This is a genomic window from Mumia sp. zg.B53 (assembly GCF_019550935.1).
Taxonomy (GTDB): domain Bacteria; phylum Actinomycetota; class Actinomycetes; order Propionibacteriales; family Nocardioidaceae; genus Mumia.
Map to the genome: position 1 here is coordinate 257,007 of NZ_JAHWCK010000001.1, position 14,450 is coordinate 271,456.

19 protein-coding genes are annotated in these 14,450 nt (G+C 70.9%); 13 read left to right on the forward strand and 6 right to left on the reverse strand.

Features of this window, described 5'->3' with window-relative positions:
* The first annotated feature begins 97 nt into the window (after positions 1-97).
* From KV102_RS01215 to KV102_RS01230, 4 genes are all read left to right on the forward strand, one after another.
* Positions 98-595: a peptidylprolyl isomerase gene (locus tag KV102_RS01215; RefSeq protein ID WP_308290307.1), complete on the forward strand. Its 498-nt coding sequence runs from the start codon at positions 98-100 to the stop codon at positions 593-595.
* 96 nt (positions 596-691) lie between these two features.
* On the forward strand, positions 692-2,293 hold the full coding sequence (gene abc-f, locus KV102_RS01220) for a ribosomal protection-like ABC-F family protein (protein WP_220345058.1): 1,602 nt from the start codon (positions 692-694) through the stop codon (positions 2,291-2,293).
* 32 nt (positions 2,294-2,325) lie between these two features.
* The gene (locus tag KV102_RS01225) at positions 2,326-3,117 is read left to right on the forward strand and encodes an enoyl-CoA hydratase/isomerase family protein (RefSeq protein WP_220345059.1); all 792 of its coding nucleotides are present in this window, start codon (positions 2,326-2,328) and stop codon (positions 3,115-3,117) included.
* Positions 3,114-3,878, forward strand: coding sequence for an SDR family oxidoreductase (locus tag KV102_RS01230; RefSeq protein WP_220345060.1), 765 nt, complete (start codon positions 3,114-3,116; stop codon positions 3,876-3,878). Before KV102_RS01225 ends, KV102_RS01230 begins: the two co-directional genes overlap by 4 nt.
* On the opposite strand, the gene KV102_RS01235 is transcribed toward KV102_RS01230, so the two are convergent.
* On the reverse strand, positions 3,810-4,724 hold the full coding sequence (locus tag KV102_RS01235; RefSeq protein ID WP_220345061.1) for an SURF1 family protein: 915 nt from the start codon (positions 4,722-4,724) through the stop codon (positions 3,810-3,812). The two genes, KV102_RS01230 and KV102_RS01235, sit on opposite strands and share 69 nt — an antisense overlap.
* A 69-nt stretch (positions 4,725-4,793) precedes the next feature.
* Between KV102_RS01235 and moaA the strand changes: the two genes are divergently transcribed.
* A complete protein-coding gene (moaA, locus tag KV102_RS01240) occupies positions 4,794-5,828 on the forward strand; it encodes a GTP 3',8-cyclase MoaA (protein WP_220345062.1) in 1,035 nt (344 codons plus the stop codon).
* On the opposite strand, the gene KV102_RS01245 is transcribed toward moaA, so the two are convergent.
* Both KV102_RS01245 and KV102_RS01250 read right to left on the reverse strand, forming a co-directional pair.
* Positions 5,825-6,046 (reverse strand): acetone carboxylase, encoded by a 222-nt coding sequence (locus KV102_RS01245; RefSeq protein WP_220345063.1) that lies wholly within the window; start codon positions 6,044-6,046, stop codon positions 5,825-5,827. The genes moaA and KV102_RS01245 overlap by 4 nt on opposite strands.
* Positions 6,033-6,377 (reverse strand): DUF3099 domain-containing protein, encoded by a 345-nt coding sequence (locus tag KV102_RS01250; RefSeq protein ID WP_220341632.1) that lies wholly within the window; start codon positions 6,375-6,377, stop codon positions 6,033-6,035. The genes KV102_RS01245 and KV102_RS01250 overlap by 14 nt, the downstream gene beginning before the upstream one ends.
* A gap of 42 nt (positions 6,378-6,419) precedes the next feature.
* Between KV102_RS01250 and KV102_RS01255 the strand changes: the two genes are divergently transcribed.
* Together KV102_RS01255 and KV102_RS01260 are read left to right on the forward strand one after the other, a co-directional pair.
* Positions 6,420-6,635 carry a dodecin gene (locus tag KV102_RS01255; RefSeq protein WP_220341633.1) on the forward strand — a complete coding sequence of 72 codons (216 nt, stop codon included), beginning with the start codon at positions 6,420-6,422 and terminating at the stop codon, positions 6,633-6,635.
* A gap of 3 nt (positions 6,636-6,638) precedes the next feature.
* On the forward strand, positions 6,639-7,148 hold the full coding sequence (locus KV102_RS01260) for a histidine phosphatase family protein (RefSeq protein ID WP_220341634.1): 510 nt from the start codon (positions 6,639-6,641) through the stop codon (positions 7,146-7,148).
* Here the strand turns inward: KV102_RS01260 and serB are convergent.
* Together serB and KV102_RS01270 are read right to left on the reverse strand one after the other, a co-directional pair.
* Positions 7,124-8,371: a phosphoserine phosphatase SerB gene (serB, locus tag KV102_RS01265; protein ID WP_220345064.1), complete on the reverse strand. Its 1,248-nt coding sequence runs from the start codon at positions 8,369-8,371 to the stop codon at positions 7,124-7,126. The genes KV102_RS01260 and serB overlap by 25 nt on opposite strands.
* Positions 8,372-8,400: 29 nt before the next feature.
* A complete protein-coding gene (locus KV102_RS01270; RefSeq protein ID WP_220345065.1) occupies positions 8,401-9,156 on the reverse strand; it encodes a hypothetical protein in 756 nt (251 codons plus the stop codon).
* A 101-nt stretch (positions 9,157-9,257) separates the two neighbouring features.
* Between KV102_RS01270 and KV102_RS01275 the strand changes: the two genes are divergently transcribed.
* The 4 genes from KV102_RS01275 to KV102_RS01290 all read left to right on the forward strand — a co-directional run bounded on the left by KV102_RS01275 (position 9,258) and on the right by KV102_RS01290 (position 12,610).
* Entirely contained in the window at positions 9,258-10,046 is a 789-nt protein-coding gene (locus tag KV102_RS01275; RefSeq protein ID WP_220341637.1) for an ABC transporter ATP-binding protein, read from the forward strand.
* A gap of 65 nt (positions 10,047-10,111) precedes the next feature.
* Positions 10,112-10,570, forward strand: a complete 459-nt coding sequence (locus KV102_RS01280) for an NfeD family protein (RefSeq protein WP_220341638.1) — start codon at positions 10,112-10,114, stop codon at positions 10,568-10,570.
* A gap of 80 nt (positions 10,571-10,650) precedes the next feature.
* On the forward strand, positions 10,651-11,862 hold the full coding sequence (locus tag KV102_RS01285) for an SPFH domain-containing protein (protein ID WP_220341639.1): 1,212 nt from the start codon (positions 10,651-10,653) through the stop codon (positions 11,860-11,862).
* A gap of 82 nt (positions 11,863-11,944) precedes the next feature.
* Entirely contained in the window at positions 11,945-12,610 is a 666-nt protein-coding gene (locus tag KV102_RS01290) for a hypothetical protein (protein WP_220345066.1), read from the forward strand.
* On the opposite strand, the gene KV102_RS01295 is transcribed toward KV102_RS01290, so the two are convergent.
* A complete protein-coding gene (locus KV102_RS01295) occupies positions 12,564-13,088 on the reverse strand; it encodes a YbhB/YbcL family Raf kinase inhibitor-like protein (protein ID WP_220345067.1) in 525 nt (174 codons plus the stop codon). The genes KV102_RS01290 and KV102_RS01295 overlap by 47 nt on opposite strands.
* A gap of 67 nt (positions 13,089-13,155) precedes the next feature.
* On the opposite strand from KV102_RS01295, the gene KV102_RS01300 reads away from it, so the two are divergent.
* Together KV102_RS01300 and KV102_RS01305 are read left to right on the forward strand one after the other, a co-directional pair.
* Positions 13,156-13,638 carry a bifunctional precorrin-2 dehydrogenase/sirohydrochlorin ferrochelatase gene (locus KV102_RS01300; protein ID WP_220341642.1) on the forward strand — a complete coding sequence of 161 codons (483 nt, stop codon included), beginning with the start codon at positions 13,156-13,158 and terminating at the stop codon, positions 13,636-13,638.
* Positions 13,631-14,449, forward strand: coding sequence for an RNA methyltransferase (locus KV102_RS01305; protein WP_220345068.1), 819 nt, complete (start codon positions 13,631-13,633; stop codon positions 14,447-14,449). Before KV102_RS01300 ends, KV102_RS01305 begins: the two co-directional genes overlap by 8 nt.
* The last annotated feature ends 1 nt before the right edge of the window (position 14,450 follow it).

Consider the following 14,450-nt stretch of genomic DNA (forward strand, 5'->3'; position numbering starts at 1 on the left):
GATCGTCGCTGCCCTCACCGTGGTCCTCCTCGCCGGCTGCGGAACCGATGAGAAGGCCGATGACGCCGACGTCTCCTTCTCGGCGGATCAGGCGACGATCAAGACCAACCGCGGCGACATCACCGTGACGCTGTTCGCCGACAAGACGCCCACGACCGTCTCGAACTTCGTCGGGCTCGCGACCGGTGAGAAGGCGTGGACCGACCCGGAGTCGGGGGACGAGAAGGCGGGCGAGCCGTTGTACGACGGCACCATCTTCCACCGGGTGATCCCGGGATTCATGATCCAGGGAGGCGACCCGCTCGGTACGGGCACGGGCGGGCCCGGATACGAGTTCAAGGACGAGATCGTCGACGACCTCACCTTCGACCGCCCGTACCTGCTGGCGATGGCCAACGCAGGCCCCGGCACCAACGGTTCGCAGTTCTTCATCACCACGGTGCCGACGCCCCACCTCGATGGCAGGCACACGATCTTCGGCGAGGTCGCCGACGACGCGAGCAAGGCGGTCGTCGACGAGATCTCCGCGGTTCCGACCGAGTCGGACCTGCCCGTCGAGCCGGTCGTGGTCGAGTCCGTCGTCGTGGCGGACTGACACCACTCCGTACACTGGTCGGTGGCCGGGTTCCCGGCTCCGAGGGCGTCGGTGCCCTCCCCCTCACCTTCTTCCACTCCCAGGAGCAGCTCCGCCATGATCAGCGTCCACGACCTCGAGCTGCGCGTGGGTGCCCGGGTCCTCATGGCGGGTGCGACGTTCCAGGTGACCGATGGAGACAAGGTCGGTCTGGTCGGACGCAACGGTGCCGGCAAGACGACGCTGACCAAGGTCCTCGCCGGTGAGGGCGGCGACCCGACCGCGGGGACGATCACCCGACGAGGCACGATCGGCTACCTCCCGCAGGACCCCCGCACGGGAGACCCCGAGCAGAGTGCACGCGACCGGATCCTGTCGGCTCGCGGTCTCGACGAGGTCTATCGAACGTTGCGCCGGTCGGAGATCGACATGGGCTCCGAGGACGATGCGGTGCGCGACCGCGCGATGAACCGCTACTCGCGTGCCGATGCCGAGCTGCACGCCGGCGGTGGCTACGCCGCGGCGTCGGAGGCGGCCACCATCGCCGCGAGCCTCGGGCTCCCCGACCGGGTCCTCGACCAGCCGCTGAAGACTCTGTCGGGCGGCCAGCGTCGCCGTATCGAGCTCGCGCGCATCCTCTTCCTGGGTGCCGACACGCTCCTTCTCGATGAGCCGACCAACCACCTCGACGCCGACTCGATCGGGTGGCTGCGCTCGTTCCTGATGTCGTACAAGGGCGGTGTGGTCGTCATCAGCCACGACGTGGTGCTCTTGCAGGACGTCGTCAACAAGGTGCTGCACCTCGACGCCAACCGTGCCGAGATCGACGTCTACAACATGGGCTGGCGCAAGTATCTCGAGCAGCGCGAGACCGACGAGCGGCGTCGCAAGCGCGAGCGCTCCAACGCAGAACGCAAGGCCACGACCCTGATGGCACAGGCCGACAAGATGCGGGCGAAGGCGACGAAGGCGACCGCCGCGCAGAACATGGCGCGCCGCGCCGAGAAGATGCTCGCCGGCCTCGAGGGCGAGCGCGCGTCCGACCGGGTCGCCAAGATCGACTTCCCGACCCCGGCGCCCGTCGGCAAGACGCCGCTGATGGCCGAGGGCCTGTCGAAGTCGTACGGCTCGCTGGAGATCTTCACCGACGTCGACCTCGCGATCGACCGGGGGAGCCGCGTGGTCATCCTCGGGCTCAACGGTGCCGGCAAGACGACGCTGCTACGGATCCTCGGTGGCCTCGACACTCCGGACACCGGCGAGATCCGTCCGGGACACGGACTGAAGATGGGCTACTACGCCCAGGAGCACGAGACCCTGGACCTCGATCGGAGCGTCCTGGAGAACATGCAGTCGTCGGCCCCGAACCTGACCGACACCCAGGCACGCAGCGTGCTCGGAGCGTTCCTCTTCAGCGGCGACGACGCGCACAAGCCGTCGAAGGTCCTCTCGGGCGGCGAGAAGACCCGGCTCGCACTCGCGACCCTGATCGTCTCCCAGGCCAACGTGCTCCTGCTCGACGAGCCCACCAACAACCTGGACCCCGCGTCACGCGAAGAGGTGCTCGGGGCGATCCGCTCGTACGAGGGCGCCATCGTGCTCGTCACCCACGACGAGGGCGCGGTCGAGGCGCTCCAGCCCGACCGGGTGCTCATCCTCCCCGACGGTGTCGAGGATCTCTGGACCGCCGACTACCAGGAGCTCATCAGCCTCGCCTGAGCGGCGACCAGGGCGGGGGATAGCCTCGCCCCATGACGTATCCCTCTCCTGAGACCCTGGCCGAGGCGGGCCTCGAGCTCGCCGTCGACGGCGCCGTCCTCACGGTCACCTTGAACCGTCCTGACGTCCGCAACGCGCAGACTCCGGCCATGTGGCGCGGGCTGGCGGCAGTCGGTGCCGCCGTGGAGCCCGACGTCCGTGTCGTGGTGCTGCGCGGCGCGGGCGCCTCGTTCTCGGCCGGCCTCGACCGGGCCATGCTGTCGCCGAGCGGCATCGAGGGCGAGGCGTCCTTCCCTCAGCTCGCCGCCGCAACCGCGGAGGAGTTCGACGCGACGATCGCGACCTACCAGGAGGGCTTCACCTGGCTCCGGGACCCGCGCTTCATCTCCATCGCCGCGGTGCAGGGACATGCCGTCGGTGCCGGCTTCCAGCTGGCGCTCGCCTGCGACCTGAGGGTGCTGGCCGACGACGCGCAGCTGTGCATGAAGGAGCCCGCGCTCGGCCTGGTGCCCGACCTCACCGGCACCAAGCCGCTGGTGGACGCCGTCGGCTACGCCCGTGCGCTCGAGATCTGCGCAACCGCACGGTGGGTCTCCGCCCAGGAGGCGTACGCGCTCGGGATCGGGCAGGAGATCGTCCCGGTCGAGGGGCTGGACGCCCGCGTGGCCGAGCTGGCCGCCGCGCTGACGGCGGCGCCGCACCACGCCGTCAGCGCCACCAAGGGCTTGCTCCAGAGCGCGGGTGATCACGACCTGGCCGCGCAGACCGCAGCGGAGCGGCGTGCGCAGCGCGAGCGGTTCATCGAGCTGGTGACCGCACGATGAGCACCCCGTACGACCTCACGGGTCGTGTCTTCATCCTCACCGGTGCCAGCCGCGGGCTCGGGCTCGCGACCGCGGAGGCGCTGGTCGGCCTGGGAGCCGACGTCGTCGTCTCCGGGCGCGACGCGGACGCGGTGGAGGCTGCCGTGGACCGTCTCGGTGCGGAGCATGCCGTCGGGGTGGCGGCCGACAACGCCGATCCGGCGACGCCCGGGACGCTCGTCGCGGCAGCCCGCGACCGGTTCGGCAGGCTCGACGGCCTGGTCCTGAGCGTCGGCGGTCCACCGGGCGGCACGGTGATGGCCGTGACGGACGACCAGTGGCGCGGGGCGTTCGAGTCGGTCTTCCTCGGAGCCGTCCGGACCGTGCGGGAGGTCGCCCCCGAGCTGGGTGACGGCGGCGCGATCGCGCTCGTGCTCTCGTCGTCGGTCCGGGCGCCGATCGCGGGCCTGGCGATCAGCAACGGGCTGCGCCCGGGTCTCGCGATGCTGGTCAAGGAGCTGGCCGACGAGCTCGGACCTCACGGCGTACGCGTCAACGCTCTGCTCCCGGCGCGGATCGACACCGAGCGGGTGCGCTATCTCGACGGTCGGGCGCAGGACCCGGCGGCTGCACGTGCCGCGCACGAGGAGTCGATCCCCTTGCGGCGATACGGGCGCCCGGAGGAGTTCGGGGCCGCGGCGGCGTTCCTGCTGTCACCCGCCGCTTCGTACGTCACCGGCGTGATGCTGCCGGTCGACGGGGGCGCCATCCGCGCGCTCTGAGGCCGGCGGTGCCGTCGGACGGCTGCCGCCGGCGCGTGCCGCAGCCGCGCGCTCGGCGGCGGCACGCGCCGCGGGCACCGAACGCTGGCCCGGTCTGGCGTGACCGGCCCTGCGCGGGCCGCGCGGGTGGGCCTCGGCCCAGGCGAACCACCCGTACCCGCCGAGGGCCAGGGCCGCGAAGAACCACCACTGCACGCCGTAGAAGAAGTGCGGCCCGCTGCCGAGCTCGGGCCCCTCGGGGGCGACGAACCCGTCGGTGGCCGGCTTCTGCTCCTCGAGCGCCAGATAGCCGCCCTCGTACAACGGATAGTCGAGCGCCTGCCCCATCCCGAGAGTCGAGATGGCGCGGACCTGGCCCTCGTCGGGCTGGGTCGCCGACAGGGGCACGTGGTCGTCGGCCCGCCACCAGCCCAGGACGGTCACCTCGCCGGCAGGAGGCTCCGGGATGTCGACCTCGGCGCCCGTCGTGTTGGCCGACGGCACCCACCCGCGCTCGACGAGCAGTGCGCGACCGTCATCGGTCCGCAGCGGGGTGACGACGTCGACGCCGGGCCCGCGCTGCTCGCGGGTGCGGTACTTGACCACGACCTGCGCGTCGGTGTCGTACGTCCCGGTCACCTCGACCCGCCGCCACTCGTGCTGCTGCGACGCGTCGGGGTCGCTGGTCGCCAGCTCGTCGGGCGCGACGGGGGTCGAGACCATGTTGTGCCGGGTCAGCTCGTTGCGGGCCTCACGCAGGTCCCCCCTGCCGAACTGCCAGAATCCCAGCCAGATGCAGACCCCGGAGAGGAGCGCGACGAAGAGCGCGAAGGCGATCCAACGTCGCGTCAGCAGGAACCTGTACACAACACGACGGTAGCGAACTGGTCCACGCGCCCCGGGCGGGAGGGCCGTTGTCCTGCCTAGACTGACGGCATGACCGCCGACTCCGTCGTGCAGCACGCCCCGGACGACACCCGAGGAGGGCTCGCCGACCGGCATGGACGCATCGCGACCGACCTCCGGGTGTCGCTGACCGATCGCTGCAACCTGCGGTGCCAGTACTGCATGCCGGCCGAGGGCCTCGACTGGATGCCGACGGCGGAGACGCTGACCGACGACGAGGTCGTCCGCCTGGTCACGATCGGCGTGGAGCAGCTCGGCATCACCGACGTCAGGTTCACGGGAGGTGAGCCCCTGCTCCGCCGCGGGTTGGTAGACATCGTCTCGGCGACCAAGGCGCTCTCCCCGTCGCCGACGGTCTCGCTGACGTCGAACGGTCTCGGGCTCAAGCACACGGCGCAGGCGCTGGCGGCCGCCGGGCTCGACCGCGTCAACATCAGCCTCGACACGATCCGGCCGGAGACGTTCGAGCGGATCACCCGGCGCAAGCGGCACGCGGACGTCCTTGCTGGGCTGGCGGCAGCCCAGGCGGCCGGGATGGCTCCGGTCAAGGTCAACGCCGTGCTGCTGCGCGACATCAACGACGACCAGGCACCGGAGCTGCTCGCGTGGTGCCTCGAGCGCGGATACCGGCTGCGCTTCATCGAGCAGATGCCGCTCGACGCCCAGCACGGGTGGGACCGCGGCTCGATGGTCACCGCCGACGAGATCTTCGAGCGCCTCGCGCCGCACTTCGAGCTGTCGCCGGCCGACCGCGAGCGCGGCTCCGCTCCCGCCGAGGAGTTCCTCGTCGACGGCGGACCGGCCACGGTCGGCATCATCGCGTCGGTCACGCGACCGTTCTGCGGAGACTGCGACCGCGTACGCCTGACCGCCGACGGTCAGGTCCGCAACTGCCTGTTCGCCCGCGAGGAGTCAGACCTTCGAGCGGCGTTGCGGGGAGGGGCGTCGGACACGGAGATCGCCGACCGTTGGCGTGCCGCGCTGTGGACCAAGCTGCCCGGCCACGGGATCGACGACGTCGACTTCCTGCAGCCCAGCCGCCCGATGTCGGCGATCGGCGGCTAGAGGCCGTCCGAGAGCGGCTGGGTCTCTTTCCAGAACCCACGGGCGGACAAGAACTGACGCAGGGACGCCTCGTGCTCGTCGCACGCCAGCCAGGTCTTGCGCCGGTCGGGCGTGTGGATCTTGGGGTTGTTCCACAGCAGTGCATGCTGCGCGGGACTCTCGCAACCCTTCGCCGAGCAGATGAGGGGCGCGTCGGCGGCGGGGTCAGTCTCGGTCATCGCGTCCTGTCTCGGGGGAGGAGTCGTCGGCGGCGGGCTTCGTCACGGGGCCGGTCCCGAGCTCGCCGATCGGCTCCGGGCGGACGACGTCGGCCTGGTCGGTCGGTCTGCGGCGCGCGGTGTTGGCGAAGACGACGGCGACGTAGGGCAGGATCAGGGCTCCGGCGATGAAGACCCACCGAGCCCAACCGGTGACCACGACGGCCATGATGAAGCAGACCGTACGGATCAGCATCGACACCAGATAGCGGTTCTGCCGGTGGCGAAGCTCCTCGCTGCGTCCGACCTGGGCGGTCGTGATGGCGACCGGGTCGTCGTGACGATCCTCCATCCCCCCACGGTACGCCAGCCGATCAGCGGCATGATGGGCAGCATGACGAACCGCACCTACCGCATCACCGAGATCGTCGGCACCTCGTCCGAGAGCGTGACCGAGGCCATCACCAACGGCATCTCGCGCGCTTCCCGAACCTTGCGCCACCTGGACTGGTTCGAGGTCGAAGGGATCCGCGGCCATATCGAGGGAGACCAGGTCGAGCACTACCAGGTGACTCTCAAGATCGGGTTCCGCCTCGAGGACGACGAGTAGGCGGTGAAGCAGCTCGTCGTGGTCCGGCACGCGAAGGCCGAGGGATCCGCGCCGTCAGACGCCGCTCGGGCGCTGACAACGCGCGGGCGCGCGGACGCGCGCCGACGCGGCGAGCAGCTCGCCGACTTCGTCACCGGGACGACGAGGGCTCTGGTCTCGCCGGCGGTGCGGACGCGGGAGACGTTCGAGGAGCTCAACCGCTCCCTCGGCCTGGGTGAGGACCACGTGACGTACCCGGGTGCGCTCTACGAGGCGAGCGCGCACGGGGTCCTCCAGGAGGTCCGGATCCTCGACGACGCGCCGGTCACGGTGATCGTCGTCGGGCACAACCCGGCGATGGGCGATCTCGTGTGGATGCTGCACGACGGGACCCGCAACGCCGCGTGGACGGCCTATGGGGATCGGGGCTTCCCGACCGCGGCGGCGGCAGTGATGACGTACGACGGCGAGTGGGCCGACATCGACCCGCGGACCATGCGGCTCGAGGACTACCTGGCGCCGTCTCCGGGCTGAGGGTCGGTCTCGGCGACCTCGGCGTCGGCGGCCTCGATCTCCTCGCGGGTGATGCCGAGGAGGAAGACGATCGCATCGAGGTAGGGGACCGACAGCGACGCGTCAGCCGCGTCCCGCACGGCGGGCTTGGCGTTGAACGCGATGCCGAGCCCGGCCTCGGCGAGCATGTCCAGATCGTTGGCGCCGTCGCCGATCGCGACGGTGTTCGCGACCGTGATGCCCGCCTGCTCCGCGAACCGCCGCAACGCCGCAGCCTTGCCGGCCCGATCGATCACCGGGCCGGCGACGCGGCCCGTCAGACGGCCGTCGCGGACCTCGAGCGTGTTGGCGGCCCAGTAGTCGATCCCCAGGTCGGCGGCGAGGGTGTCGATGATCTGCGTGAAGCCGCCGGAGACCAGGGCGAAGCGGTAGCCGAGCCGCTTGAGCGTCCGGATCATCGTCCGAGCGCCGGGCGCCAGCTGGATCGACTCGTAGACGGCTCCGAGCACGGAGACGTCCACGCCTTCGAGGAGGGCAACGCGCTCGCGCAGGGAGTCGGCGAAGTCGAGCTCGCCGCGCATCGCCGCCGCCGTCACCTCGGCGACCTCCTTCTCGCACCCCGCATAGGCGGCGATCATCTCGATCACCTCGCCCTGGATGAGGGTGGAGTCGACGTCCATGACGACGAGCCGTTGGGCGTGCTGGTGGATGCCGAGCGGCTGCACCGCCACGTCGACCCCCTGACGCGCCGCCTCCAGGGCGAGGGCACGGCGCAGGGCCTCGGGTGCGGCGCCGGAGACGTCGAGGTCGATCGCGGTCACCGGGTAGCGCGCCATCCGGACGATCCGGTCGATGTTGCCGCCCGCGGCGGCGATCTGAGCCGTCACCGCGGAGAACTGGTTGGGAAGCAGAGGGGCGCCGAGGACGGTGACGTGGCTACGGCCGCGGCGGCGCCCGCGGTTGTCACCCTGCCCGTACGACACGTCGTGGTCCATGTCGAGCTCGGACGCGACGTCGGCCACCGACCGCTCGAACGCCTCGCGGTCCGCGGGCTCGGTGAGCAGCACCGCGAGCACGAGCCGGCCCCGCAGCACGATCTGCTCCACGTCGATGACCTCGACCTCGTACGGCGCGACGACCTCGAAGAGACGAGCGGTGACGCCGGCGTGGTCACGGCCCAGCAGCGTCACGGAGACCGTGGGAGCGTCGAGCGGCGCGGTCGGCGTGGGGACAGGCGCGTTCACGGCACGAGATTAGGCCATCGTGCGTGCGGTCAGCGGGGTCGACCCGCGCTGCACGCCACCACCAGCGCGTGCCGCGCGGCCCGCGCGAGCGCCCGCAGGTGGACCGCGCGGGTGTCGGACTCCCAGGCGGTGACCGCCGCGGAGTCGGTGTCCTCGGCGAGCTCGGCGATCGCCAGGCACCGCAGGGCGGTCGCGGTCAGCTGCGCTGCTCGCGGGTCGTACCCCGGCGCCAGGGAGGGCGCGGCCACGTCCCTGATGTCGGAGAGGGCCTCACGCACCTCGGGGCGCCATCGGGCGACGTCGAGTGACAGCAGCTCGTCGGCGGCCGTCGCGAGCTCGGTCCGCAGCTCGCGCGAGGCCTCGGCGACCCCCGCAGTGGGGGAGACGGGACGGGCCTCGTACAAGTGCCAGAAGACGCCGCTCCCGACGACCTCCGGCACGAGGCCGACACCGGCGCCCTCCACGACCACGGCCTCGCCGGCATCGGTGGCGGCTGCGGTGAACGCCGCCGGCCCGGCCAGTCCGTACGGGTCTCCCGGCGCGGGGAGCGCGAGGCTGGCGCCCGTGGCCCCGGCACGGCGCAAGGCGCCCCACGCGAGCAGCAAGGTCTCCGCCACCGGGGTGGCGTCGCCCCCGGGGGAGACGGGTCCGTCGGTGTCCGCGAGCACGTGGTGGGCGGCGTCCTCGGCGCGCACGGAGTCGACCGCGGTCTCGAGCGGCGCGGCGCCGGCGAGCCAGGAGTTGAACCAGCACACCCAGCGCGCGGAGCGGGTCAGAGGAGGCACGACGACGAGCCTAGGACGTCAGGTGGTAACCCGCGTCAGGCACTGCGACGACGGGTGCCGTAGGTTTGGGACGCCCACCCCAGAACGGCCAGGAGTAGTGCATGGCGCCCGTGCTCGAGCTCGCCGACGTCTCCGTACGACGCGGCACCGCCACGTTGCTCGACGACGTCAGCTGGACCGTCCGTGAGGGCGAACGCTGGGTGGTCATCGGACCCAACGGCGCCGGCAAGACGACCATGCTTCAGATCGCCTCGACGCAGATCCATCCGTCGTCCGGCGTGGCGACGGTGCTGGAGGAGGTCCTCGGCGCGGTCGACGTCTTCGAGCTGCGTCACCGCATCGGCTACACGAGCGCGGCGGTCGCCGAACGCATCCCCCGTGGTGAGCGCGTCCTCGACGCCGTGCTGACCGCTTCGTACGGCATGACCGGTCGTTGGCGGGAGGAGTACGAGGAGTTCGACGAGGCCCAGGCCATGCTGCTGCTGCGGCTGATGGGTGTGGACGGACTGGCGGGACGCACCTTCGGCACGCTGAGCGAGGGCGAGCGCAAGCGTGTCCTGATCGCCCGCGCGCTGATGACCGATCCCGAGCTGCTCCTGCTCGACGAGCCTGCTGCCGGTCTCGACCTCGGCGGACGCGAGGATCTGGTCTCCAACCTCGGCAAGCTCGCGCGCGACCCCGAGGCGCCGGTGCTCGTCCTCGTGTCGCACCACGTCGAGGAGATCCCGCCGGGCTTCACGCACGTCCTCATGCTGCGCGACGGCAAGGTCACCGCGAAGGGGCCGATCGAGGAGACGCTGACCGCGCAGAACTTGACGATCACCTTCCAGATGCCGCTGATCCTCGAGGTCCGCGACGGTCGGTACGCCGCTCGTCGCGCGCCTCGCTGACCGTCGTCTTGCCCTCAGGTCGCGGGAACCGCCGGAATCACCCGCGCGCCCGATAGAGTCCTGTTATGGACGCGTTCTGGAACTGGCTGGCCGACAACGGATGGGCCGGCTGGCTGGGCGCCGGTCTTCTGCTGGCGACGGCCGAGCTGCTGAGCCTCGACCTCGTGCTGCTGATGCTCGCGGTGGGCGCGTTCTCCGGTGCTTTCGCCGCTGCCGTCGGGGCGCCGTTCGCGGTCTCCGCCCTGGTGGCCACGGCCGTCTCGCTCGCGATGCTGCTGCTGGCGCGGCCTTCGATCGTCAGGCACCTCCACCGCGGCCCGGAGCTCGCCACCGGCACCAAGGCCCTCATCGGCACCAGCGCGGTCGCGCTGACGCCTGTCGACGCCGCCACCGGGCAGGTCAAGATCGGGGGAGAGACGTGGTCTGCGCGGTCCTACGACCCTGCGGTCGTCATCGAGGAGGGCGCACGCGTCGCCGTCTTCGAGATCGACGGCGCGACCGCCGTCGTCTACCCCGAGGCGTAGCCAGGAGCCGGCTTCGGTTGTGTTCGGGTCTGCGCTAGTCTCCGGGTCACGGGTCCTCGAAGAGCAAGGAACGAAACAGCATGGCAGCCCTGATCGTCCTGGCACTGCTCGTGATCGCCGTCGTCGTGGCGCTCGCGAAGTCCATCCAGATCGTGCCGCAGGCCCGGGCAGGGATCGTGGAGCGGTTCGGCAAGTACAAGACGACGCTCAATGCGGGGCTCAACGTCATCACGCCGTTCGTCGACAAGGTGTCGTTCAAGATCGACCTTCGCGAGCAGGTCGTGTCGTTCCCGCCGCAGCCGGTGATCACCGAGGACAACCTGGTCGTCTCGATCGACACGGTCATCTACTTCCAGGTCACCAACCCCATCGCCGCGACGTACGAGATCGCCAACTACATCCAGGCGATCGAGCAGCTGACCATGACCACGCTGCGCAACATCATCGGCGGCATGACGCTCGAGCAGACCCTCACCAGCCGCGACGAGATCAACACCAAGCTCCGTGGCGTCCTCGACGAAGCGACCGGCAAGTGGGGCATCCGGGTCAACCGTGTCGAGCTCAAGGGAGTCGATCCGCCGCCGTCCATCAAGGACTCGATGGAGAAGCAGATGCGGGCCGACCGCGACAAGCGCGCCGCGATCCTCCAGGCCGAGGGCAGCCGGCAGGCCGCGATCCTCACGGCCGAGGGCGAGAAGCAGTCGCAGATCCTGCGCGCCGAGGGCGACCGCGAGGGTCAGATCCTCAGCGCCCAGGCCAAGCGGGAGTCGCAGATCTTGACCGCGCAGGGCGAGGCCCAGGCGATCGCCACCGTCTTCCAGGCGATCCACGACGGCCAGCCCGACCAGTCGCTGCTCGCCTACCAGTACCTCCAGATGCTGCCCGCGATCGCTCAGGGCGACGCCAACAAGCTGTGGATCATCCCCAGCGAGGTCGGTGACGCCCTCAAGGGGCTCGGAGCAGCAGTCGGTCAGATCCCGACGGCCGTCGACGGACCCAAGACCCGCGTGTCCTACGACGAGCCGGTCACCGACGCCAGTGCTCGGCCCAACCTCTCGGAGGCCCACCGCGCCGTCAGCGAGGCGCTCGAGGCCGCCAAGGAAGCCTCCGCTCCGGATGTCCCGCCACGGGTGCTCTCCGACGGACCCGAGGCGCCGGCCCAGGACGTGCCGGCTCCCGAGGCGCCGGCCCAGGACGCGCCGACTCCGGACGCCGTGCAGGGTGAGAGCGCTGCCGGCTGGGAGGACGACACCACCAAGATCTGGGAAGACGGGTCCACGGGACGACAGTGAGCGCGGCTCAGCAGTAGCGCCACCGGGTGATCAGGCGCACACTGGGACAAAGTCCCGTTCAGCTCCTCCCCAGGAGGCCGCCATGAGGTCCAGCAGCGTCCCCGAGCTCGTCCCGGTCCTGTCACCGGGGAAGCACCGGAACCCCCGAAAAGGGGCGTGCTTCATGGAGTTCGCGTCGTACCTGGCCGGTGAGAAGTGGAGCGACCAACCGGCCTGCACCCACCCGCTCCTGGCCGGGCTCGCCCGGCTCGTCAACGACAACGTCACCGACGACACTCGTACGTCGATGGTCGAGCTGGTGCCCAAGGTGGTCGGGCTGAACAGTCCAGATCCGAGGATCCACGCGGCGATCTGCGTCCGGGCCGCGGCGATCGCGCTGCCGCTGTCACCACGGGCGCATCAGCGGGCGCTCGCAGTGGGCCTGCTCGCGGTGGAGCGCTATCTCGAGGACATCGACATGGTGCTTCCCGAGGAGCTCGACGGGCTGACGGCCGAGGCGTTCGCGCAGGCGCCGGCAGCCGAGCAGTGGGCGCGCGGGTTCCGTCGCGGGCTCACCACGCACCCGAAGCATTTCTCGAGGCGTGCCGCGCCGCGGATCGTGCTCAACAGCGTCGACGGCGTCGTACGGTCGGTCAGCACCGACTCCGACACTGTCCTCCGACGGATGCTCTCCGACGCCATCGACGACTGCGAGCAGCTGATCAGTGCTGGAACGTCCCGAGAAGTGTCGCCCGCGCCAGTGTCTTGAACGCGAGGTTGAACGAGACGACGGCCGGCGTGGCGTTCTCGTCCACGCCGAGGCGCTCCTCGCTGATCGCGTGGACGACGAAGTAGTAGCGGTGCGGCATGTCGCCCTGCGGGGGCGCCGCTCCCGCGTAGTCGGACGTCCCGAAGTCGTTGCGGACGTGGAACGCTCCGGCGGGGAGGATCCCGCCGGAGCCGGCTCCGGTCTCCAGCGACCGTACGTCGCCCGGGACGTCGACGAGCACCCAGTGCCAGAACCCTGACGGCGTCGGTGCGTCGGGATCGAAGCAGGTGACCACGAAGCCCTTGGTGGTGTCCGGGAATCCCTCCCACGACAGCTGCGGCGAACGGTTGCCCGCGTCGTAGACCTGCGCCTCGTCGAGTGCGTCTCCGTCGGAGATCTCGGTGCTCGTGACGGTGAAGGACGGGACGGGCGGAAGGTAGTCGTACGGGTTCGGCGCCACCGGTCGGTCGAGGATCATCGGCACTCCTTCGAGTAGGGGATCTCCACCGGACGGTATCGCGAAGGGACCTGGTTAGCATCGAGCTGTGAGCCACGGACCCGGACTGCCGCACCCGCCATACCCCTCAGGGCTGATCCTCGCCGGTCGGCGGGTGGTCGTGGTCGGGGGTGGCCACGTCGCCGCGCGCCGTCTGCCCGCGTTCCTCGACGCGGGGGCCGCCGTGACGGTCGTGTCGCCCAAGGTCGACCCGGTCGTCCGCGAGGCGGCGTCACGGGGCGAGATCGCCCTCGTGGAGCGGGAGTACGAGCCGGGGGATCTGGCCGGCGCGTGGTACGCGATGGCCTCGACGGACCGGCCGGCGGTGAATGCCGCCGTCGTCGACGAGGCGACCGAGGCGCGGATCTTCTGCGTGCGCGCGGACGACGCCCCCCTCGGCACCGCGTGGACTCCCGCGGTCGGGCACGTGCACCAGACGACGGTCGCGGTCCTCTCCAACCGTGACCCGGCTCGGTCGGCGCGGACGCGCGACCGGCTGCTCGACTCCCTGCGAGACGGCGCCGATGGCTGAGGTCGTCGCCGTCGACGACCCGGCAGACGCTCGGCTGAGGGACTACGTCGACCTCCGCGACGTGCAGCTGCGCAAGCTGCTCGAGTCCGAGCGCGGAGTCTTCATCGCCGAGGGGGAGAAGGTGGTCCGGCGAGCGGTGGAGTCTGGCCACCAAGCACGCTCGTTTCTGATGGCGCCGCGGTGGCTGGAGACGCTCTCCGACGTGCTCGACACCACCGACGCGCCGGTCTTCGTCATGCCGGAGGCGGAGATCGAGCGGGTGACCGGCTTCCACGTCCACCGGGGTGCGCTCGCGAGCCTGGACCGGAAGCCGGTGCCCCCGGTCGAGGAGGTCCTGGCGAACGCCCGCCGTGTGGTCGTCGCCGAGGACCTCATGGACCACACCAACGTCGGCGCGGTGTTCCGCAGCGTCGCGGCCCTCGGCTTCGACGCGGTGATCCTGTCCCCACGGTGCGCCGACCCGCTCTACCGTCGAGCCGTCAAGGTCTCGATGGGGTCGGTGTTCTGGCTGCCGTACGCCCGGGTCGACGACTGGTACGGGTTCCCGGAGCTGCTTCGGTCGCTCGGCTGGACCAGTGTCGCGATGACGCTCGCCGAGGACGCTCGAGACCTGCGCGACGTGGCGCCGGCCGACCCGCGGGAGAAGATCGCGCTCCTCGTCGGCGCCGAGGGCGACGGCCTGTCATCGCACTGGAGCCGCAGCGCCGACGTACGCGTGACGATCCCGATGGCCGCCGACATCGACTCGCTCAACGTCGCAGCCGCGACGGCGGTCGCCTGCTGGGCGTTGGCCGGACCCGCGGTCGGCTAGG